The sequence below is a fragment of the Blautia sp. TM10-2 genome (assembly GCF_003480845.1).
GTDB lineage: Bacteria > Bacillota > Clostridia > Lachnospirales > Lachnospiraceae > Fusicatenibacter > Fusicatenibacter saccharivorans.
On the sequence record NZ_QUJZ01000001.1, the window covers coordinates 1 to 21,372 of the forward strand.

Annotated in this window: 33 protein-coding genes; all 33 read right to left on the reverse strand. The window is 37.8% G+C overall.

The window, feature by feature from the left end; translation table 11 throughout:
* Window positions 1–21 precede the first annotated feature (21 nt).
* On the reverse strand, window positions 22–429 hold the full coding sequence (locus tag DXD92_RS00005; RefSeq protein ID WP_118639830.1) for a helix-turn-helix domain-containing protein: 408 nt from the start codon (window positions 427–429) through the stop codon (window positions 22–24).
* A gap of 248 nt (window positions 430–677) precedes the next feature.
* On the reverse strand, window positions 678–824 hold the full coding sequence (locus DXD92_RS18390) for a hypothetical protein (RefSeq protein ID WP_158581744.1): 147 nt from the start codon (window positions 822–824) through the stop codon (window positions 678–680).
* Between the two features lie 176 nt (window positions 825–1,000).
* The gene (locus DXD92_RS00010; RefSeq protein ID WP_118639831.1) at window positions 1,001–1,459 is read right to left on the reverse strand and encodes a hypothetical protein; all 459 of its coding nucleotides are present in this window, start codon (window positions 1,457–1,459) and stop codon (window positions 1,001–1,003) included.
* Window positions 1,460–1,476: 17 nt separating this feature from the next.
* Window positions 1,477–1,686 carry a hypothetical protein gene (locus DXD92_RS00015; protein ID WP_118639832.1) on the reverse strand — a complete coding sequence of 70 codons (210 nt, stop codon included), beginning with the start codon at window positions 1,684–1,686 and terminating at the stop codon, window positions 1,477–1,479.
* A complete protein-coding gene (locus DXD92_RS00020) occupies window positions 1,683–1,961 on the reverse strand; it encodes a hypothetical protein (RefSeq protein WP_118639833.1) in 279 nt (92 codons plus the stop codon). Before DXD92_RS00020 ends, DXD92_RS00015 begins: the two co-directional genes overlap by 4 nt.
* A gap of 5 nt (window positions 1,962–1,966) precedes the next feature.
* Complete coding sequence (locus tag DXD92_RS00025; RefSeq protein WP_199696563.1) at window positions 1,967–2,599, reverse strand: hypothetical protein; 633 nt, start codon at window positions 2,597–2,599, stop codon at window positions 1,967–1,969.
* A gap of 231 nt (window positions 2,600–2,830) precedes the next feature.
* Entirely contained in the window at window positions 2,831–3,022 is a 192-nt protein-coding gene (locus DXD92_RS00030; protein ID WP_118639834.1) for a hypothetical protein, read from the reverse strand.
* Window positions 3,023–3,034: 12 nt separating this feature from the next.
* Window positions 3,035–3,235: a hypothetical protein gene (locus tag DXD92_RS18330; protein ID WP_147399277.1), complete on the reverse strand. Its 201-nt coding sequence runs from the start codon at window positions 3,233–3,235 to the stop codon at window positions 3,035–3,037.
* A 165-nt stretch (window positions 3,236–3,400) separates the two neighbouring features.
* Window positions 3,401–3,589 carry a hypothetical protein gene (locus tag DXD92_RS00040; protein ID WP_118639836.1) on the reverse strand — a complete coding sequence of 63 codons (189 nt, stop codon included), beginning with the start codon at window positions 3,587–3,589 and terminating at the stop codon, window positions 3,401–3,403.
* A gap of 199 nt (window positions 3,590–3,788) precedes the next feature.
* Window positions 3,789–3,944 carry a hypothetical protein gene (locus DXD92_RS18395; protein ID WP_158581745.1) on the reverse strand — a complete coding sequence of 52 codons (156 nt, stop codon included), beginning with the start codon at window positions 3,942–3,944 and terminating at the stop codon, window positions 3,789–3,791.
* A gap of 386 nt (window positions 3,945–4,330) precedes the next feature.
* On the reverse strand, window positions 4,331–4,891 hold the full coding sequence (locus tag DXD92_RS00045; RefSeq protein ID WP_118639837.1) for a hypothetical protein: 561 nt from the start codon (window positions 4,889–4,891) through the stop codon (window positions 4,331–4,333).
* A gap of 86 nt (window positions 4,892–4,977) precedes the next feature.
* Window positions 4,978–6,276, reverse strand: a complete 1,299-nt coding sequence (locus DXD92_RS00050) for a hypothetical protein (RefSeq protein WP_243104810.1) — start codon at window positions 6,274–6,276, stop codon at window positions 4,978–4,980.
* Between the two features lie 19 nt (window positions 6,277–6,295).
* Window positions 6,296–6,766 (reverse strand): BRO-N domain-containing protein, encoded by a 471-nt coding sequence (locus DXD92_RS00055; protein WP_118639838.1) that lies wholly within the window; start codon window positions 6,764–6,766, stop codon window positions 6,296–6,298.
* 78 nt (window positions 6,767–6,844) lie between these two features.
* On the reverse strand, window positions 6,845–6,967 hold the full coding sequence (locus tag DXD92_RS19135; RefSeq protein ID WP_279220628.1) for a hypothetical protein: 123 nt from the start codon (window positions 6,965–6,967) through the stop codon (window positions 6,845–6,847).
* Between the two features lie 63 nt (window positions 6,968–7,030).
* Entirely contained in the window at window positions 7,031–7,336 is a 306-nt protein-coding gene (locus DXD92_RS00060; RefSeq protein ID WP_118639839.1) for a hypothetical protein, read from the reverse strand.
* 35 nt (window positions 7,337–7,371) lie between these two features.
* Complete coding sequence (nrdG, locus tag DXD92_RS00065; RefSeq protein WP_118639840.1) at window positions 7,372–7,863, reverse strand: anaerobic ribonucleoside-triphosphate reductase activating protein; 492 nt, start codon at window positions 7,861–7,863, stop codon at window positions 7,372–7,374.
* Window positions 7,864–7,867: 4 nt separating this feature from the next.
* Window positions 7,868–8,098 (reverse strand): hypothetical protein, encoded by a 231-nt coding sequence (locus DXD92_RS00070; RefSeq protein ID WP_118639841.1) that lies wholly within the window; start codon window positions 8,096–8,098, stop codon window positions 7,868–7,870.
* On the reverse strand, window positions 8,095–8,550 hold the full coding sequence (locus DXD92_RS00075; protein WP_118639842.1) for a hypothetical protein: 456 nt from the start codon (window positions 8,548–8,550) through the stop codon (window positions 8,095–8,097). The genes DXD92_RS00070 and DXD92_RS00075 overlap by 4 nt, the downstream gene beginning before the upstream one ends.
* Window positions 8,537–9,166, reverse strand: coding sequence for a hypothetical protein (locus tag DXD92_RS00080; protein ID WP_118639843.1), 630 nt, complete (start codon window positions 9,164–9,166; stop codon window positions 8,537–8,539). The genes DXD92_RS00075 and DXD92_RS00080 overlap by 14 nt, the downstream gene beginning before the upstream one ends.
* Window positions 9,163–9,453, reverse strand: a complete 291-nt coding sequence (locus DXD92_RS00085) for a hypothetical protein (protein ID WP_118639844.1) — start codon at window positions 9,451–9,453, stop codon at window positions 9,163–9,165. The genes DXD92_RS00080 and DXD92_RS00085 overlap by 4 nt, the downstream gene beginning before the upstream one ends.
* On the reverse strand, window positions 9,413–9,808 hold the full coding sequence (locus DXD92_RS00090; RefSeq protein WP_147399278.1) for a hypothetical protein: 396 nt from the start codon (window positions 9,806–9,808) through the stop codon (window positions 9,413–9,415). The genes DXD92_RS00085 and DXD92_RS00090 overlap by 41 nt, the downstream gene beginning before the upstream one ends.
* A 289-nt stretch (window positions 9,809–10,097) precedes the next feature.
* Window positions 10,098–10,553 carry a DUF7659 family protein gene (locus tag DXD92_RS00095; protein ID WP_118639846.1) on the reverse strand — a complete coding sequence of 152 codons (456 nt, stop codon included), beginning with the start codon at window positions 10,551–10,553 and terminating at the stop codon, window positions 10,098–10,100.
* Between the two features lie 97 nt (window positions 10,554–10,650).
* On the reverse strand, window positions 10,651–10,899 hold the full coding sequence (locus tag DXD92_RS00100) for a hypothetical protein (RefSeq protein WP_118639847.1): 249 nt from the start codon (window positions 10,897–10,899) through the stop codon (window positions 10,651–10,653).
* Between the two features lie 62 nt (window positions 10,900–10,961).
* Entirely contained in the window at window positions 10,962–11,075 is a 114-nt protein-coding gene (locus tag DXD92_RS19140; RefSeq protein ID WP_279220629.1) for a CD1375 family protein, read from the reverse strand.
* Complete coding sequence (locus DXD92_RS00105) at window positions 11,068–11,370, reverse strand: hypothetical protein (protein ID WP_118639848.1); 303 nt, start codon at window positions 11,368–11,370, stop codon at window positions 11,068–11,070. Before DXD92_RS00105 ends, DXD92_RS19140 begins: the two co-directional genes overlap by 8 nt.
* Window positions 11,336–12,532, reverse strand: a complete 1,197-nt coding sequence (locus DXD92_RS00110; RefSeq protein ID WP_118639849.1) for an RNA-directed DNA polymerase — start codon at window positions 12,530–12,532, stop codon at window positions 11,336–11,338. The genes DXD92_RS00105 and DXD92_RS00110 overlap by 35 nt, the downstream gene beginning before the upstream one ends.
* A gap of 308 nt (window positions 12,533–12,840) precedes the next feature.
* Window positions 12,841–15,060 carry a hypothetical protein gene (locus DXD92_RS00115; RefSeq protein WP_118639850.1) on the reverse strand — a complete coding sequence of 740 codons (2,220 nt, stop codon included), beginning with the start codon at window positions 15,058–15,060 and terminating at the stop codon, window positions 12,841–12,843.
* Complete coding sequence (locus tag DXD92_RS00120) at window positions 15,060–15,362, reverse strand: hypothetical protein (RefSeq protein ID WP_118639851.1); 303 nt, start codon at window positions 15,360–15,362, stop codon at window positions 15,060–15,062. The genes DXD92_RS00115 and DXD92_RS00120 overlap by 1 nt, the downstream gene beginning before the upstream one ends.
* 198 nt (window positions 15,363–15,560) lie before the next feature.
* Entirely contained in the window at window positions 15,561–15,890 is a 330-nt protein-coding gene (locus DXD92_RS00125) for a hypothetical protein (protein ID WP_118639852.1), read from the reverse strand.
* A gap of 16 nt (window positions 15,891–15,906) precedes the next feature.
* Entirely contained in the window at window positions 15,907–16,404 is a 498-nt protein-coding gene (locus DXD92_RS00130) for a hypothetical protein (RefSeq protein WP_118639853.1), read from the reverse strand.
* Window positions 16,405–16,774: 370 nt separating this feature from the next.
* Window positions 16,775–17,056: a DNA ligase LigA-related protein gene (locus DXD92_RS19590; protein WP_118639854.1), complete on the reverse strand. Its 282-nt coding sequence runs from the start codon at window positions 17,054–17,056 to the stop codon at window positions 16,775–16,777.
* Entirely contained in the window at window positions 17,029–21,135 is a 4,107-nt protein-coding gene (locus DXD92_RS00140) for a DUF5906 domain-containing protein (protein ID WP_330427555.1), read from the reverse strand. Before DXD92_RS00140 ends, DXD92_RS19590 begins: the two co-directional genes overlap by 28 nt.
* Window positions 21,107–21,364 carry a hypothetical protein gene (locus tag DXD92_RS00145; RefSeq protein ID WP_118639856.1) on the reverse strand — a complete coding sequence of 86 codons (258 nt, stop codon included), beginning with the start codon at window positions 21,362–21,364 and terminating at the stop codon, window positions 21,107–21,109. The genes DXD92_RS00140 and DXD92_RS00145 overlap by 29 nt, the downstream gene beginning before the upstream one ends.
* Between the last annotated feature and the right edge of the window lie 8 nt (window positions 21,365–21,372).

The window sequence follows — 21,372 nt, forward strand, 5'->3', positions numbered from 1 at the left end:
TTCATTCACAAAATCTTCATTTTAGACTTGACTTTTAATAGTTAGTCTTTCTTCTATTGAAAAACCGGCATAATTTGCTATTCTATAGAATGTGTCAATGAGCCAACTTATTTTATTTCGATCAGAGTCTGCCTTCTTTATCGCTTTATATGCAACATAATCATTGCATCCAGACCCATTTTTACGAAGGTTTTCTTTTCTTTTTGATTCTTTTTTTACAATGAATGTGTTATATCCAAGACTCTCAAATATCCAGTTCGCATCTCTAACATTCGGTGCCCTGTCTTCCGACAAATATCTGCTGATACTTGTTTCTGTCATTCCACATTTTTTAGCCACATCACGAATAGATAAATTTTCTTTATCCATGATATGCCTTAATTGATCTGCAAAATAGCTATTGCTCGATCTATAGACTATCTCATCCATTTATCCCTCCACTAACATATTTATTTATATATTTTTCCATACTTTTTAATATATTCCTGTTTTATTTCCAATTTTCGGCCAGCAATATACCCGTCATAGCTTTTTTCTTTTCGTATACTGGATTGCAATACATCATACTCTCTCTTTTCTCTAATATATTTTTCACAATCTATGTGACACCCAATGTGTCTGGATTTGCAATCATGACAACATAATAGGGGCAATGGAATCACCTCTTTTTCTTCAAATTATAAATTACAGGAATTCTTCATCTCTTCTTCGTGCAGCTGTCTGATTTTCACTGCAAGGTAATTGATTGTATCTTTTCTGTCTATATAGCCAGACAGAATCGTTTTTACCTGTTCTGTAAAAATATCTTTTTCATCTTCAGTCATATAGCTTAGCCCTCCTTATTTAAGTTTCATAGATATAGTCATTCCTTGCGCGAAAATCAGCATTTCAAAGGCAAGTATTTTATCTAACTTATCTTCTGCCTTGATATACGTTCTTGTCCCCATACACAGTTCTACGACAATCAGAATAATCCATAACACATCCATGTCTTTATTACCTACTTTCCAAAGTAAAGCCACCACTTATATGTCAATAGTTCGATCTGCTTCTTCTTCAAATTTTTTATCTTCTTATTATTTTCGATGTATACCTCGATCTGTTTCTCAACCAACGCATCTGATTTCAACTCTGGATATAGTGAAACAAGCGCTACCGAATCTTCATTTTTGAGATCCTTAAACGTACTTCCCTCGTATTCCATATACTTATTCACTAATTCACCAATCTGGCTCTCAATTTGGTTGTTTTCCTCTTCATACATCGAGATCATTTCTGGAATATGATTTCCAGATGTTACATTCCAGGCAAGACCGATACTGCAGACTGCCGCAATTATAAATGCAATGCCAAACAGAACCACCCCTGTAAATGTCAGCGAATCCAGATCATCTTGTCTATGCATATAAATCGAAAATCCGAACCCGATAATTATCGGTAATATTATTACAAAAATCATCAGTTCATTCTCCTTTCTTATAGCGCGTAAATATTTTCATATTCATCGGCATCTTCTTTGTTATAGACAACGGTCATTTTGTATTCACGAATTGAATATCCATTCTCCGCTGCCCAGTCTTCGAACAACCGTTTAGCCTCACGATAGTTCTCGGCACAAAACTGAATTTCACCATAGCCATCAATTTTTCGGTCATAATTAAACTGATATGTTCTAATAAATATCAATCCTCCACACTAATTGTTAGAAACTGTACTGGATAATCGCCTATTGGCACATCTGCTACTGGTTCACAAAAATTGAATTGTAAATTATTATAAACCTCCTTTTTATCCAGTGTTTCAAAATCTTTCCGATCCTCGTTCCAGACAGTACGCCCCGTTTTGCATGGAGTATTACCAATATTACAATTAATGTGACTCGACTTGACGAGAGTTTCAAATTCATCTTTTGTAAGAGTAATATTATATGTTCCGGACGGCAATGACATATATGTTCTCATAAATATCAATCCTCCCATGTATATCTTCCAGATCTTCCACGAGGCCATGTCCTGTAATCTTCATCGCCGTCATAATCCTTTCCGGTAATCATCCAGGAGTATGGCAAGCTTTTAATCCAAGAACAGAACCATCGCCATTCTGGCAGTACGTGATTGCGTCTCTGTCCATAGATCGTCTTAAGCTGAAGATAGTTTGTACTTATTCCGGCAGTAAGCATGATGCCGGTTGGGGCATTGTATAGCAGCCGCAAATAATTCTCTGGTGTTTGATCGTCCAAATAGTTCTGCTGAAGTTCTTTCACATACTTCTTTGTCTTTTCTGTTACATACGAGCAACAACAATCGTCAACATTCATTTTACTGATGCGATGCATTGTTGACTGGCTTGAAACAATATCAAACCAATGATATCGCTCTGCTTCTGTCCATGCCTTTACCGTGAATGTCAAGTCGAATTGGACCACAATTCCTTTTAGAAAATTGTCATGTCCTGATCCTCTCGGCGCTCCGGCAAGACTTCTTGTTTTGTTTGTTATCTCATCAGTGCACTTCGAAATATCAATCTGCATAGGATATTTCGATACTCTGACGCTGTTCTCTAGTCCGTATACCACCGCATTTTCAATTAAATTCTGCATATTGATTCCCTTTCTCAAATATAAATAGACGTTTTACACTGCGGGCATATGATGTAATCACCCATGATGGTGCCTACTGGAGCATCAGATAAATACACCGTAGATTTTTTGCAAATATCTGATACCTCATAGCTCAGAAGTACGTGGCAATGATAGCATACCACGGTCCTTGTTCTGACAGTTCCGATAATTTTAATCATTTTAATCATTGCTTTCTCCTAACTGCTTAATTCATACGAATACCAAACATTTGCATTGTGGGCAAACAATATACCTTCTTATAATTTTGCGTATTGGACCAGTTCCATGATACTCCCAGCCAACAGATCCTTCACGAATATCCGATATGTCGTACTGCAGTAGGGCACCGCAACTTTTACATCTGGCCTCTCTTATTTTCCCTGCCTCGATAATTTTAATCATCTTCATCCTCCATTATCTTAAACTTGTTAGATAGATATTCTCTTTACACTGCGGGCATATAATATAGTCTTTTATCAATTTACGCCCATCTCCCAATGGCATCATAGTTTTAACTGTTTCATTTTTAACATCTGATTTTTCATAACTCAACAAAGCACCGCAGTTGTTACATCTCACTTTTTTCTTTGTTCCGGCTTCGAGAATCTCGATCATCTTCATCCTCCCATTCTACTATAATGCTGTCTTCTCTTCCAAACTCAATAAATAGCGTCAAGCCTATAAAAATCATACAATATATCCCATTAACGCCTCCGGTGACCATGGAAAGTCCAAGACAAAAAATAAAAAGACCGAAGTATTTGAATAATAGTCGAAGTATCATTTCCGCACTCCTTTCGGAACTATTAACTTTTCGAATAACTCAGTTGCTTCCGGACCCTGTATCGCATTTAAAATATTGATTTGCCCCTGCTTTTTCTGCTCACCGACGATAAGAGTTGCCACGTCTCCATTATCAGTATCGCTCACGAAACTAACCAATACGCATTTATTAATATTTTTGTCCATTTCATTTCTCTCTTTCTTTAAAGTTCACTGGTCTGTGCGAATATAAATTGACCACATTATCAAGACAATCAAAACACGGATCATCTGATTCTAATGTATCTTCATATTTGCATTTCTTACAATACTGGTCAAAATAAACTTCTTTATATGTATCCTCTTCCATGACATCTCCTTTCTCAAAACAAAAAGAAGAAGCCCCTTAGGACTCCTCCTCCGTTTTAGATTCTTCTTTTTCAGAAGTGTTTTTGTCTTTCAGATCAATATTCGCGATGGATCTTACTGCCATAAATACTACAAATACTGCAGCATAAGCTCCCATCGTGAAACCAAATCCTTTTTTAAATCCATCTTTCATTTTAATACCTCCTTAAAATATGAATCTTTCTCATAAAGGCCTATGTTTTTTACGCGAACGATTGATCAAATGAAATAATCTGATTTGTTCCTAAGCGTGGATCGTCATATGGCACAGCACACGGTAATATCATACAAATCCAAACACTTGTTCTAATAGTTATCGGATTTTTCGATCCTTCCAAATGATATATCAGTGCTGTTTCGCCATCATCAATGATACGATATGTTATATCCAAAAGAGCAAGGTTATAATATGCATTTTCATATCTTTTAAGATATGAAAGACGTGGATTTGAAATATATCGCTTCGATAAAACATATCCATGCGACTTTGCTGATCGTAGACAATAATCATGTATTCTTTTTTCCAAACGTCAACTCGCTTCACTCCTTTGTGATTATATCCAAAAATAACAATTCATCTCTCTTCAATGTAATATCATAATCTTTCCACTTCTCCATAAGTTTCCTTGTGTCAAAACCATATGGAACCACAATTGCATAACCATGCGGAGTTTTATGACGTTCAATTTTTTCTATTGGATAATCCACATCTGTCTGAACAAAAATATCATCTACAAAATTTTTTACAATAATTTCATCATCCACATCAAAATCAAACAACCACTTGCTCTCATCCCGATTCTCTACTTGCTGCGCAACAGAAGCTAATGTACGATTCAGCTTTGTCACACTTGGTTTATCTCTAAGCAATCTAATGACAAGTTTTTCTCTTATCTTCTCTTCATTCCTAGAATTTACAGACCGATACAATCTTGTCTGTTCGCCTGGGACTCCATCCACTGCAAATCTGCGAAATTCTTCTACTACTTTATCTTCGTTTTCTTTGTATTCTAAGATAGTCTGTGTACGTTCTTTAAAATTAGGAATATCTTTATTATCTTTATTTCTTGAACGAATTAGATATACATATAAATCAGACATTATTATTTACCTTTCTAATAAGTTTATTAATTTTCCGAACCATGACCTTATCAGTATTTCCATAAGAATCACTTACATAATATTCTTTATGCAGCTTGCCTATTTTCTTTCTTTGCCACATTATAAGATACCTGTGATTTGTTCCATCCAACAAATCTCCCTTCATTAAATTTTTTCTTATCTGCCAAAGCTCTCGATACTGCTAAATCAATACCGGATCTTGATTTAAGATAATAGTAATAAAGTTCATCATAAGGCGTGTTTAGTCTATCAACGCGCCCGGCAGCCTGTGTCATCATTTTATACGAATAATTTTGACTATAAAAGATAACGCAATTTGTTCGTATACAATTCCACCCTTCGCTTGCAGAATTATACTGGCAAATATAAACCCACTTATTTCCTTCCGGTACTGGCTGATGAGCATGTCCATTCCACTCGGCTATTTCTGTCCCATATTCATACCCAAGGTTCAATAGTATTTCTCTTTCGTAATCGTAATTGTAAAATATAATTGCTCGTGGATGACTCTCGAGAATCTCAAGAAGTTTGATCTGGCGTGTCTCATCGCTATTTACAATTCGTCTAAGCACGTTACACATTTCTCCAGCATTTTGGATTGGCTCATTCTCTTTGTAGATATTTTTCCGATTTCGTATAACAAACTTATACTGCTGAATATCATAACTACAATAAATATCCTCGTTATGTTTGACAATATCATGCGTATAATCCATATTCACAAGTATTCTATCTCTAAGCCGGTCCAGTCTTGTTGTATTTACATAACGATCAATTTTGGGATACTTCGTATATCTCGAAAATATTACGTGCTCCCGATTGAACTCTGTCTTATTTTTAAAGAATCCATTTCCCAAAAATACTGGTAAATACTCGACATATGAATCGCCTGGTGTTCCACTGAGCAAAATCCATTTATTTGACTTAGCTATCGTCAAAAATGATTTGGTCCATGCTCCATATGAAACGAGACGCTGCTCATCCAACAAAAAATATGAATCTTCAGCATCTACGTATTTGCCGATATTATTCCATGAATCTACGACAATCTTGTTCCCAAATCTTGTTTTACCGTCATCGCCTGGATATAACAAAAATGGAACTAATTCGCCAAGCCATTCTTTTGAATCCCTCTTTTTCGCAGTCGTTATGATATATAAATCTTTCGGACTTCTCATCGGAGAATATCCATCTTTATCAATCCAGCCTCCGTTCTCTTTGAAATACCAAAAAAGAGCGGTTCGAGATTTTCCAGATCCGACCGCTCCACATAGTATGCAACCATTTTTTAATTGATTGACTGCATCCAACTGATACGGATACAAAAAATTTGTTTCTGTTTTCTGTCGATATTGTACGCTCAAATTTTGCCCTGTTTCTCCTTTACAAGATATCTTCGATTGGGACCTGTTCGACGTCACCTCCGGCTACTGTGACACTTATCATGGTTTTTCCTGTCTCTTCGTCGTAGAAAATATCATCGAGAAGATTGTCGATTTCTTCCTGAATATCGCCATCCATCATCCGCATTACTTCGTACTCTGAAAGCCCGATCCGATTACGCAATCTTTTAAGAACCGTTCCTGTCCAGAAACGCATTCTATTCGCATCAGAGAGATTGCTCAGAAACATCAGTTCGTAAATTCCGACTTCATTTACAATGTCTAAATACTTATCAACGCTTGGAATTAGATTCTCTACCTGATCGATAGTGGTTTCATCGAGTTTCATAAATGCAGCCATTGGATCAATTCCAAGCGCTTTACAAACATCACTGAGAATTGCCCACCATTCATTATTTTTCAGAACGAATCTAATATTGTGTCCCTGCCATGTTTCTACTCTTGTCGTCATAGTTTTTCTCCTTCAAATGATTTGATAAAACAAAAAGAAGAAGCCTGACCACTAAAGTCAGAGCCTCCTCTTTTGAAACTACTTATGCACTTTTTCGACCGTTTCACAGATTGCTTTAGCAATGTTCTCAATCACCAATACTCCAGCAAGGATTGCCATTGTTGGAACAAATAATGATTTGTCGCCTTTCTTAAAATCCATAATATTCTCCTTTCGTTATGCAACATAATTTTGTTTCATAATAAGCTGTGTATTTTACGCGAATCAGTATTTGATGACGACTCCTACATCATCTCGCAATTCGTTAACATAGTCATCAAAGGAGCTTGTACCGTCAAGAATGTCGCCCATCATCTCGTCCACGTAATTGAGTGTTCTGATACAACGCTTTCTTCCGTATCCATATAACCTATGCTCGGCAAGGGCGAAGCAGGCCATAAGAACTTTGACATTATCCCGTGACACTGACATTCTCATATCTTTCAAATCTTTTCTGGTTACCAGGAGCTTATTTTTACGATTTTCAATACGCTCTGTTCTCTCGATTTTTCTTCTCTCAGCACGTCCCATAATACTTTATTATTCTCCTCTCGTATCTGGTCAATTCAATCACACCACAAAACTACTCGTCCAATTTTATGGGTTTCTTTTATGTCAATAACTCTCTGGTTCGAACTGCCACGCCATTTCAAAGAGGTATCGCGAAGCTTTTCAACATATGGTCCATCGACTAAAATATCAATATAATCCATGATTTCAAGATCCGATACCTCTTCGTAAGTGTAACCGGTATAAAGCCATATATTCTTATTAGGGAACAGCTCTCTGATATATTTACACAAAACCAATATATCTCGTCGGTTCCCTTCAAATAATGGATCTCCACCACTAAGCGTTATTCCAGATATATACTTCTTCCCAAGCTGATCGTCGATCTCATTTAACGCGTTTCCGTCAAATATCAATCCATCACTGCGATCCCATGTAATTGGATTTTGGCATCCAGGGCAGTGATGTGAACAGCCTGATACCCATAACACTACACGCAATCCATCTCCATTGAGCATATCGTCTTTTGTTATATTGTGATACCGCACTTTATTACTCCTCGCATATCTTCCGCCATTCGCACAGCACAGATTCACCAGTCTCCAATTCTTTCAGAGCTTCTTCACCCACGTCCAACCATACCTGTTTTGATTGTTCGCAAATATCACACTTTTCAATGCACAATCGCAATGGGTAGCCAAAGTCATCATGCTGAATGACATTTGAAACTTGCGTTATCCTCCACTGATGCTTATGCTTTCGTTTAATCAGGTTAAATCTCATTTCAGTTTAAACTCCTTACAATGCTGGTCAAAATATCCATAGTAGTCAAAAATGGATTTGCCTAATTCACAGAACGGCTCATCGTAGTCATCATCGTCATAGTGAACCTCTTCCATTCCGCAGTTAGCACAAATTGAGCATTGTGTCGGTTTTTCAGACGTATTGTCTCTATGGATAACAAAATTCTTTAAACGTTTACATGCTTCTGAATGCTCTTTGACAAGTTCAAGGCAAGCGGCTAATGGCGCCGAATGTTCGATACAAGTCCTGCATACATGACTATTTGGGTCTTTCCATGGGTCAATGCTTCTGAAATATAAAGCACAATTCGCGCTCAAAATATCGGTCGATTTTTTCCAATTTAAGATCAAAAGTTCATATACACTATTTTCATATTCTTTAGATCTGTAAATCCCATCAGAAACTTCTGTCCATTCGTCAAATATATTCATGCCAATTTCTCCATTCTATTGATCGAATAGGCCATTCAAATCCAAAGTCCGTTCTTTTGATTTTGCAAGCAGGTTCTCCATCCATCCAGAAGACAATGCCCTCGATCGGATGATCTCTTAAATATTTTCTTATATTGCAAAATGATTCATCGATATCTGACGATAGATACAAATTATCGATAATACTTTTTCCATGTGCTACTAAAATATCATTAAAAAGTCCGTATGGATTTCCTTGAAAATGATAGCCTATAGCTTCATATGTTCCGTCATCCGGTGTATCGTCTATGATAGACCACCAATTAGCATTATATGCTTTAATAAACCATTTATCAGATGAATCATTTTCATTTACCCTGACCCAATGAGGCCAGTGTCCAGTAATCGGATCTGGATCGCAGCAAGCTATGGCTCCATCTGGTGGTGTTTTTCCTTTTTTACAATCATATCTCTTATAGAATTTTCCATCAATAATTGCACAACAACTGCCATCGTATTTTATGGTCGGTATTCCTCTAATTAATACTTGTTCACAGCCTGGTGCGATGATGTTTTTAATGCCGACCACTTTATGTCCTTCATAAACTCTCTCAAATAATGTTGGAATTTTCTTCATGTTGCCTCCTCCAATCTCTCAATCAAGTCTTCTTCTTTTAACCCATATGGTAATTCAGCATAAGCTAATACTTGGACGATATTGTTGCCTTCGATCCAATCATTTGTGGTATTCCAGAAATCATCGATATAATTGCCATACGGACTTGCGACATCCACATGGTATTCCCATGTTTTACCGTTGCTCCAATTATCTTCTCGTAAAAATATCAGATGATCAGTATCATGTAAATCTGTTGGCGGATTACTACGGTCGAATGGAATCCAATTTATTGCTGGAATTTTCATAACACATATCGTCTCCTTCCAAAGAAAAGTCGTAATCGTGAAGTGGAATAAAGTATACTTGCTTAATCGGATTATAATATAGCGCCACAATCATATATCCGTCTTCCATTAGTGTTGAAAAACTGTTATCTAATCCGGCATAATTCATATCGACATCGCTGATTTTCCCTGATTGGATGAACATGAGGTTGTTGTCCAAAATATCTTGAAAATAGATCCCTTTTTCATACTTTCCAATTACTCCATCTTTAGACAATTTTTCATATAACATTTCATAATCAACACATCCGATATAAAATATAACTTTTTTATCACTCAAATCTTTGCTAAAATCATCGATATATACTATTTTCACAGATCTCTCCTTTCGAAAAACGAAGAGGCCTAACATTTCTATCAAGCCTCTTGTCGATTTAATATCTGATACTATTATGCATCGTTTAGCATATTCATGATGATCATAGGTCTATCGTTCTTTTAGTCCCGACGCGGTGATAATACAGACATGGTCAAATACCATACCCCAAAACTTCCGACTTCGAGCCCAAGTACGAAAACTACGATCAGATTCATGATAGATCTAATAATTTTCATAAATGCATCCTCCTTTATTTTTCTATAAAAGGAAGCGTATTTTTCGCGATTTAGATGATTCCCCATTCCTCTCCAGCACGTTTCATATGTTTCCTACGAGCATTCTGATAAGCTTCTTCAAGTCCAAATTCTTTGAGCTCTTCTCTGGTTAATACTAAGGAATCTAAAACATCTTCGTCTCCATCCAAGTTGATAGCATATTCATGGTTGTCCATTTCGTACTCAAAGGCGGCTTCAGCAAATTCTTTGTCATTTTTCATTTTTTCATGAAGCTCTTCAGTAAATCCGATCAGCATGTTTACCAGATCAGTTTTATCTTTTTTCTTAACAATATCGCCAGTTCCGAATACGGTTACACATTCTTTAAGACTACTTGCCCCAATTTTCTTAAGCGCACCATAGACTTGATCTTTGCTAAAAGCAAAAGAGATTGGAAAATTATTTATTTCTTCCTGATGCCTTCTCTGCATTTCTACATATTCTTTTCTCTTTGAATTAGTATTCATAATGCACACTCCTTATTTAACCCAATTGTCATGATTAACGATTAGATACCCATAGGAAAATGAAAAGGACCCTAAGTGATCTTAGAGCCCAATTTGCTTATTTACACTGAAAACCCATTTTAACTTGATCCTTGTTTGCTGATGAACTTTCTTTCTCACACTTAATCCCGCCAGCATCAAGTATTCGTCGTGCCGTTTCGCTTCCGTTATCGGCAGCCATTTCAATTGGAGCCATCATAAGTGGTGTAACAAATATGACTACCCAATCAGCCATGGCCTTTCCAATAGTAAATCCGAATCCGACTGCAAATGCTGCTTTCCTTAATTCTTTGAAATTTTTGTTCATACCAAGTCCTCCTTCTTATATGTTGTTTTCATTTCATAAAAGGAGATGTAGAAATCGCGTCATCAGATCATGTCATGTGTCTGCAGATATTCTGTGACTTTTTCTTTCAGTCTCTCCGGAATATCATCAAGAGTGATAACTCCGAGAGAGATCTGTATTGCCAAAAATTTAATCATGCTCAACCCCCATCAATTCAAGTAATGCCGACTCAACCGCTTCGAGTCTATCCATTTCTGTGATAGCTCCAGGCGGTGTATAGTCAAGATATTTTTCAGGATTTGCCACAACCATCTCCTCGGTAATGAGATTCTGCTTTGTTCTGAACTCATTTACTTTGCAGATATAAGAGACCTCTCCATCATCATTCGTTTCTTCGTGATCGAAAATTCTGATGAAAATATCAACAGACCCGTCAGCAAGTTTAAAGTATCCATATTTATCCGGTTTCTCCGAGAATGCCGCGTTTGTCATAATAGCTAACCACCTTCTTTGCTCGGCCAACGATTGTCTTTATTTTAAAACGTTTACAGAACGGATATAGGTCGCTATGTTTAAGCCAACCATAATGAGACAAGATTCTACGAGAAATATGCAGCGATAAATTTTCAGTTCTTCCATTTACTCGCAAAAATAACCTACGAATTTTCTTAAAGATACGTGGTCGGATAATCGTGTTTTTGATTGAAACACAGTATCCCATCATATCAACTTTAGTCGTCCTTGTTCGGAATACACCATCGTTCTCTTTTATCGTCAGAAATAATACATCGGTTATATATCTCTTAAAATCTTTAACTGCTCTTTCCAGCCGTTTTACGCTCCCACTAAATATAATGATGTCATCCATATAAAACAAAACATGTGTCACATTGTTTACTCTAACAATATCGCCATTTTTCCTCCTGCGGATTGAAAACGAATTTTCTGTAATATGATGATAGGCGTAGGATATATAGTAATTTGCTAAATATTGTGATAAATATGATCCAATGCATAGGCCGCCCTTGTATGTCCCAAGTAAGAAATGGATAACATAAAGAATATCATCACATTTGATATCTCTGTGAAGAAACTTTTCCAAATTCTTAATATTGACACTAGGATAATATTTTTTGATATCACACTTATAATAGTATCTACTATTTTTGTAATCTTTTCTGATCCATCGCTCTATTTTTTTCTTACCGAAAATCTGCCCACGTTTGGGTATTGATGCACACTGAAAATATCCTATTTTAGCCATAAACATCTTTTTACATGCATTTACGACCAAATAGTCATAGACCTGTTGCTTAATTGTGGATATGCCGATTTCCCTTATTTTTTCGGAGGTTCGATCATACCGCATCTGGTAGCTGATCGGTCTAAGAACAATATTTCTGTTTTCAATCTCCTGGTACATCGAATAAGCAGCTTTCGATATAGCTTCATATAGTTTATATCTCGTCTCTTTCGACTTGGCATATTCCTTGCATATTTTTGCTCTCTCATGGATGTTTTTACCATCACATTCGTAGTATGCGGCTAAGAAGTAGGACACGTCGGTGCGTTTCCATTTGCGTCTAAGACAATCGTATATAGCCTCCTCTACTTTGTCTACTGTTAAAATATAATTTTTGAGATAACGTTTCATTTTATTATCGTCTTTCTGTTGTGTACCAGCTTTCGCGATTATTCCTACTTGCCGGCTTTTTATACAATATTAAAGATCCGTTCGGATGCCCTGCTTAGGTGCGAAACACACTCATAATTTGTTTTCAGAAATTTGGCGAGACAGGATATTCCAGTTCGTATTACCCAGGCCATTGTTCGCATTCAGGCAGAAAAGACCTGCAGTAGCACCATTCCTGAGATTAGCAAACAAGAGAATACCCGTAACTTCGAGTGTGAAACCTTAAAAATTGCCTAGGGGAGTTATCCCCTCTTGTTACGCTGCGCTTCTCAATTCACCCCTACTCCGTTCAAAGACAGGCGAGACAGGATATTCCAGCTCGCAGAACCCAGGCCATTGTACGCATACAGGCAGAAAAGACCCGCAGTAGCACCATCCCTGAGAAAAGCAAACAAGAGAAACTCTTTTTGTCCACTGGAAGCTCCGTCGACGTACAATCCATCGGCGAATCCAGACGCAGTTCCAGAATTTGCTCCGCCGGCTTTTGCTACCGTAATCATGCCGATATCGAGATCTGCCTGCATATGGGTGATATAATTCCACTGGTTAAGTTTTGTCGGCTGAATGTTTTCCGCAAGTTTTTTGTATTTCTCCTTGATAGTAGTGATATTTGTCGTAAGAAGTGAGGCATCGTTTGTGACGTATACTTCTCGTGTTCCGGCACTATCAATAATATTCATTACAGCATTTGCCATAACTTCATATCCGCCAACTGCGAATTCGATTCCCTGGAGCACGATTGGGAATCTTCCATTTGTAAGTTCTCCGACAGTCTGGCAAGGGCAACCGTTTCTTCCTTTAACTTCATCGCTAAATCCACTTCTCCAATGGAACGATGATATCCAGGTCGTTGCAGTCGTAGTAAATGTGGTGTCGAGAATAATTGCTGTATGGGTGTCATCATATGCCTCTTTTCCGATAACGCGCACATCCTCTGCGAGATTATGCATAGACCAATTAACTCGATCGACAACACTTGTTGACTTATTATCCCCGATGCTGACATAAGTCCCAATACTTATATTTCCAGCCTGTGAATTTGTAACAATAATACGATTTGTATTTTCTTCCGCAATATCTGTTCGATACTGGAAATTGTGGTTTGTAACTCCGGCAGCAACTGACTGAGAATTGATCGTTGCGAATGTAAGCCAAAATGATGTATACATATACTTATAATCACATGACATTCCGCCAGTGTATCCGGTACCCTTTTGTTTGAAATATCCGATGTTATTGTTATAACAGATCGCTCTTGACTGCCCGTCTGTTCGACCTGCGCAATATCTCGCAGGGATAAGCCCTTTTGAAGAATATAAAATTCCATCAATTAATCCGCATACGTATTTTCCATATACGGCATAGCCTTGATCGGAACCATCTTTCTTTCTGCATTCTTCTGCGAGAACATATCCATCCTTCGGAAGATCTGTCCTGGAATAATACCAGTATCCATCCTCTAACCAGTGTTTCTCGTAATAGGACATACCAAGAACAAATACATCATTTTTACCGGTGTCTTTGAATCCGTCCTGGCCCTTGATCGCAGAGACAACTCTTTCGCCGTCGGCAGTAACATATGCATTGCAATCATAAGTTTTAAACAGCGGAATATTTTCATAGTCGTCTGTTCGATGTTCCGCTGCGGTTGACATCAAGCGTATAAGGCCTTCGTTATCATCGAGCTTTTCTCCGGAAGATGTTTGTGAAGTTTCCCATAACGGAAATTTAACGGTATACACTTTACCTGTTCGACAAAGATTAAAATGCATCGCGAGAGAGGCCGTAAAACTCATATCTCCTTTATCGCCTTTCGGTCCGGTAGCTCCTGTATCACCCTTATCTCCTTTATCGCCTTTCGGACCTTTAATATTCACTGGTTCCGGATTCTCTTTTTCATTATCATTTGTCCAACTAATTACTCCGTCTGCGCTTACAGATGGTGTATACACCGCAGTATTTTCAAGTCTTGTAAGAAGCTGCGTTACGATGTCCGGATATAATGCGGCAACGTGCTCGGCTGATTCTATGCTTTTTGGTATATATAAATCGCTATTAATTTCAGTATTCCATTTATTTACTACATTTCCAGATTCATCCGTCTTTGATCCAGATACAATAAACTGAAGGTTTCCTGCAACCTCTGTCAAATATCCACCGACCAGCCAAGTGAAATGGATCTGTTTATCATTTTCAGGATTAATAGTGACATCCTCGATATGATAACTACTCGGTCCTCCGTCAGCTCTAATGTAATTTACATATAAATCGAGTTTTGTAAGATCGATACCGTTAAAGTATCTAGGGCATTCGAACATTACGGCTTCTACATCAATATCATACTGCACTGCGATTCGTTTCAAAGCATCTGGCACAGTTATAATTCTGTCTTCTCCAATGATAATATACCCATCATCTTTTGATGGGATAGGTAAAAGTTTCGGATCATTTACATCCAATGTTGCTAATAATTTTTCTGCTTCTGTCATTATTCCCTCCGTACGGTTACAATGATTTCGTTTGTTTTAAGCATCGTCTCTGAATTTTTTCCGACAACAAATACTCGGAAAAAGTTTCCTTCCAACGCTTCTCTTGGAATTGTGCATTTTTTCCCATGTGTTAATGCCTGTGGTTCAAATTCGATATCTCCTCTGGAAAAACCAGCAACTTTTATCATCTTGTCCCATTCGTCAGAAAAATGAAACAAAATATCAAGGGTATCTCGGTTACATTCCATGCTGTTTGGGCCAAGCTGTTCTCCAGAAACATTTAATTCGATTATATTTACCATTTTTCCTCCAAAAAATATCCGGCACCAAACACTATGGTTCAGCACCGGACAAAGATCCATACTATTTGTCAGTAGCTTTCATAAATTCCATACCGCTCGTAAATACTTTGAATAAAATGGAAATACAAATCAATATATCATACCAAGTCGGAGCATTTAATCGACTTCCGATCCAAATTAAGCAAATATAAGCTAACATTACTTTCCTCCTTTATTTTTCTTGCTGTACTGCGTATAGTTTCTTCGCACCGACTGCTCTTCACGTTTTGGATATGTGTAGGTCGTGCCGTCATTTGCTCTATTACTGTCCTGTTTTATATAAGGTGTCCCATCAGTGCCTTCTTCACCAGCAGGGCAAGAAAATGGCGATTTCATCTTCTTCCACTCATACTCGAATCCTTCGGAACCACTGATTTTGATCGCAAGATTGCATTTGTAATACTCGCCGGTTGTATCATTTATATAAATATCCCCGAGAGATCCTGCTGTATTTTTCCCTGGGACCCCATTTCCATGATTAACTCCCATTTTCGCTTTCCTCCCATTAATCTTCCGGATGTTCTTCAGCCGCAAATCTCGCTGAGAATCTATCAATGTCCTGGATAACACACATTGACTGAAGATACGCTGTTCTATGTGGGTTTTTGTTAACCTCGTTATCGTATGGACGGATATCAAGATCAACACTCGCAATGTCGATATCATCAAGGCAGGCGATAGTTTCTTCAGTAAGTTTTACTCTATTCGATCCAGACTTAAGATACACTACCGGCCCCCTTCCGTTAAATTTGACTTTTACAGGCAAATACATAAACGGATCATCGCCTTCTTCTCTAGGCGCTTTAATATGCACATTCCAGCCGATTCCATACTTATTTGTATCTTCGATAAGGGCATTTGCTATCTCCTGATCCTGAATAAGAATGGCGAAATTTCGGTTTCCCTCTGCATTGTATCTGCCACCCTCTCCTTTAAAATTCTTAAAGATAATCATGGCATCGTCAATCTGTAATACGCCTCTCGGTGCAAATGTAAGTTTCATTGTTTTAATCTCCTTTAAAAATTTGTTCTATAAACATGTTGTTAAAATAAGTGAAAATATAAATGATTTTCTTATGTCATCGGCAATCTCCTTTCAGGTGTTTTATATAGAAAGAAATAAGAGCCCTGACTGTGTCTAGTCAAGACTCTTAAACCTATACCTATCTTATTTTTCAGAAAGCTTTTTGATTGATTCATTAATAAGTTTTTCAATCTCTGGATTGTTATCGCAAACACGCTGCAAACCGATTCCGACTTCTAATAAGCCAAATTTTCTTCCAACCGTTGCCCCAGCGATAAAAGTTGCAATAGTTGCTCCTTTCAAATATGTATTAATAAGTATTCATAACAGGCTTTGTATTCACCGCGAGTCAGCCAGGCACAAGACTTCGTATAATATCTTTTTGATGCTCATCAAGATCGTGATACAAAGTAAAACCAGTAGATCCATTATACTCATCTCCGAACTGCTTATAATACATGCTTGCTTTCCAAAGATTCGGATACTCATTCTTATATCTCGTGAGTTCTTTTGCTTTTGCATCATATTCTTTATCGGAAATATAACTGTTATTAAGCTCATAATAAATATAAGAATGAAGTATTATAAATCTCTGCAGAAAATCTATGCGGTCCTTGACTGATAACCGAATGGCATTTCATCTCCTTCCACATCCGCCGGAATATTCATAAAATCTTCCATTCCAGAATTGCTCTCATCGATATATGGATCGTCGGATGCAAACCATTCGGCGTCTCCATACTGATTAATTTCTGCCAGCATTTTATCTACCATATTTCGGTAGAATGAAAGATCAATCTTATCATGGTTTTCAGGGTCTTTTATCATATCGGACTCAACCCATCTATAACCGGTCGAGTTTGCAGCGGCATAATATTTTTCTCCCTGCTTACGTACCAACACGCCACCACCTTCTCCGGCCTTGATTGGCGTAAACTGACCCACTTTACCGACAAAGCGATAGTCATGACCTTCTGCAATCTTATCGTTCAGCCGTGCGCATTCAGATTCAAAAGTTGTGTCTGAAAGCTGACCCTTTTTATACTTAGACTCCAACTTTTCAAACTCTTTCTCATATTCGGATACGTCTGGAAGTTTCTCGTTCATATCCAAATATAAAGCAGATTTAACAGAAAATGTTTCGCACAGGTCTTCGAATTTAATCGGCTCTTTACTGAACAATGTCTTAAACACATACGGAACAGCAAACTGTTTTCCTGTGGCTGTCCATTCCATTGGATGCTTCTTATTATCTTTAGGTACAAATCCGAATGTATTCTGACAATATTCAGGATCTTTATAACGAGCAATATAATCTGCGTCGTTAATCTGGCAAATACGATCGTAGAATGCTTCAAATTCGAATGTGTAAGAATATTTCTTTGCGAATTCGATACAGAAGGCAACAATTTCTTTAGTAGCATTCGCGATTTTGATGGAGTCTGTCTTGATCGCAACGATTTTGAATCCACGTTTCTCAACTTCATCCTGCAGCGTCTTCATGAATAATGCCCCACGCAATGCAACGATGTTATTCTTATTTCGACTATCTCTGAATGGATTATCAAATTTAGCCGAGGTAAGACCATATACTGAATTGATCGCGTTCTTAAGTGCCTGTGCCAGATCAGCCGCCTGCCCTTCATCGTCAAGGAATGGTGCAAGTCTTCCTCCGAGCATATGTCTCGCAGTCTCAAAATCACCTTGCTTAATTGCCACACGGGCATCCAGAATATCTTTGAAGTGCTGAGTATAAACTCCAAAGTAATTCATAGCAACTGCCGAGTTCGGATGTAGCGACTGAATATCAAGAAGCGCAACATTAATATAGATTCCAGCATTCGAGCGAATATAGCCTCCAAATCCAAGATCAATCCCTCGATACATGTTATGAGGCTTTCGATCTTCTCCGAATTGGACAAATTCATATCCAGGAAATGCATTTAATGGCTTAACTTTATGAATCTCATCTTCTGCGAGTCCATACTGTTCGCCTGTCGCTAAATCTGTATACACAAGGCTCGGATGGCGCTCATTTCCAAAAATAATCTTTGTTGTCAGCGAGTTCGTTGTATCATTAACTGTTCCGCCTGCCAAGTTTGCAAGAATCTTTCTGGCAGTAAAGTCACCCTGCAGATGATCGAACACCTTCTCGGTCGCGGTAACATCCCATTTGCAGTATTTTATTACTTCAGACCAGAGTTCTTCTGGAACTGGTTTATCCCATGGCAATCCAAGCTCTTTATGCCCGATACCTAGTTCAATCTCCCATTTCTTAAGAGACTGCTTCTTTGCCGCAAAATCATATACATCCGTATAACCGAGTTTATAGGCTTCGCTAAATAACCCGCTATCTCTGCTTCCTTTTGGAGCATTGATAATCCGCTGGGAAAGATCATAGAGCTCCTCAACTGTATATCCCATCATCCTTGCATACAGCAAATGCCTATCATACTTCCGACCATTGAAGTCAACCAGCTTAAATCTTACAAGATTTTCAATGTCAGATGATTTTGGATTAACCATAGCCACAACCGGTTTGTCTTCTCCTGCCATTTTATAACAAACCAGAAACAGATTTGGGAAGATCTCGATGTCATAAAAAACAAGACAGTCCGAATCACTTTCGTTAACTGTCTCATTCACATCTTCGCTCTTAAATTTCATATCGCCAACAATTTTCATACAGGTTTCCGCCTGATTCGTACTGCTGGCAGCCAGTGCAATAACCGGTCCTTTCATATCGCTTAAGTCATATCCGATCCCGCTCGCATAGGCTTCATCCAAACACTTTTTAATCATATCAATACTTGGCTTTGTATTATGCATAATCTCTTTATTCAAGTGTTTTTTAATGATGGATCGGAGATGCTTTTCATTTTGAATTCCTTCGATATTTACCAATTTCTTTACCCCTTTCAACGGCAACCCTGAACTCAATACGGAGAGTACATGATTCACACATTTAATCAGTTTTCTCCGCAAAGAGCTTTTGCCGGTAAATACTTTTATTTCAATATCTTCGTCGTATATCCTAGACAGTTCCGTCGGGTCTCCGTTGTAAATATAGTGTAGATGGAGCCCTTGACCTCCCTTACTTACCTCCGCATATGTAGGTGGCCATTTGCTTGCGGCTTCCAGATTCTTTTCTAACGATTTATTTCCACTGTCGTCCTTAATATCGAAATCAATAACGATATGATTTTCAGGAAGTTTCACATAATGGAGCTTACTTGTATCAAGATCTGAAAGTTTAGTAGTAATACTATCCCATGGTTTTCCAGGAGTTTCATTTACTGTCGCATACTGAGCTGGACAATCTTTACAGAGTTCATCGAAAATAGATGGCTGTTCTTTTAGATCAATCCATGTCACTTTGTCTTTATTTTTTTCTTTTTTTTTACTTCCTCCGATTTCATTCTCGAAAATATCTGTTCGGAACTGACTGTAATAGTTTAACAGTCGTGATCCGTCTTCTGCATCGATACGATCGTCGTAATCCCAGAAGTAGTTTTTGAGTTCCTCTTTGAAATTTCTCTTCGAAAACGGAAATGAAACTTTGGCATCATCACAGTATGTCTTATACATTTCCCATGCCGACTTTAATGTTGTTCCATTTTGATTTTTGAATACGCTGTAAGAATCGCATACAAAGTTATAGAAATCGTTAGACGCACCGAGCATGGATTTTGGAATATACTCGTCGTAATAGGCAGGATCATCTTCATAGACCTGTAAGCAATGATATGCAATTCCGCCAAGTTCAAACGGAATCTGAGCCATCAAATCTTTGTATTCATCCCCAGGGATTTTATTACCAGTCGGATGTACATCAATGAGTCGCCTTAATAAACCAGACTTTCCATCAGTAATCTTTACTGGCCTGTTTGTTCCCATGAATAAGAAGCATTTGAAACTCGTCTCATACAAGCCTTTAAATTTCTCATTCACACTCATCCTTTCATGTGAAACCAGCGAATTAAGTCTTGTATTATCTTCAATTCGCGATAAATCGCCGTCATGCTGAATTGCAACGAGCGGGTTTGTTTTGAATGGCTCAAGCGCAAAAGCATTATTCGCAGATCCAAGCGCCTTTGCGTCAAATGTGGAATAATACCCTTCAAACAATTGCTGCACAATATTAAGAATTGTTGATTTACCTGTTCCGGCAGCTCCATATAAAACCATAAACTTTTGAAGCTTTCTGGAATCACCTGACACAATAGATCCGATACACCATTCGATTTTATGACGTTCATCATCGGAGTATAGTGTTCCAATAATCCTATCCCATGCATCGTAATTTCCTTCTTCCAATGGATAGCTCAGTCTTTTACTTGCAAAGTTCTCTCTTCCAGGCTTAGTATTGGAAAATATCAATTCTTCATCAAGCATGGTATAATTATCTCGCATCTGTTTTTGACAATACTTATGGAACTTATCGATAGAGCCACTATCAGAATCCCACATATATTTACCAATCAGCGTTGTGTCAAATCGATCACAATTTTGAGTGATAAATTTTTCTATCTCCGCATCAACGAGACGAATGACATCATCTTCATCTGTACTCCACATTTGCTGTTCATTATCCCAAATTGCATAAAAATCTTTTCCTCGAACCATAAGATCATTCGATTTTTTCATTATGAATTTAGGAAAGACTTCGGTTATGCCTGATTTACTCAGTGTCCTTGTCGCTACTTTCATGAAGTCCAACATTCATCATATGACCTCCTTTCATTTTTGCAATATATGAGTCCAAACTTTCTATCTGCCATATTCTCGGAGACTCTTCAGAAACCGTGAAGACAGAATCACCTCCGTAAAGTCGAAATCTTATACTGTTTTTCCCATTTGGAAACCATTCTTCCACGTCAGCAGAAACTTTGGAACCAACCGCTTCGGTAAACAGCTTGTATATATCGTCATGTGCCATTTTGATTA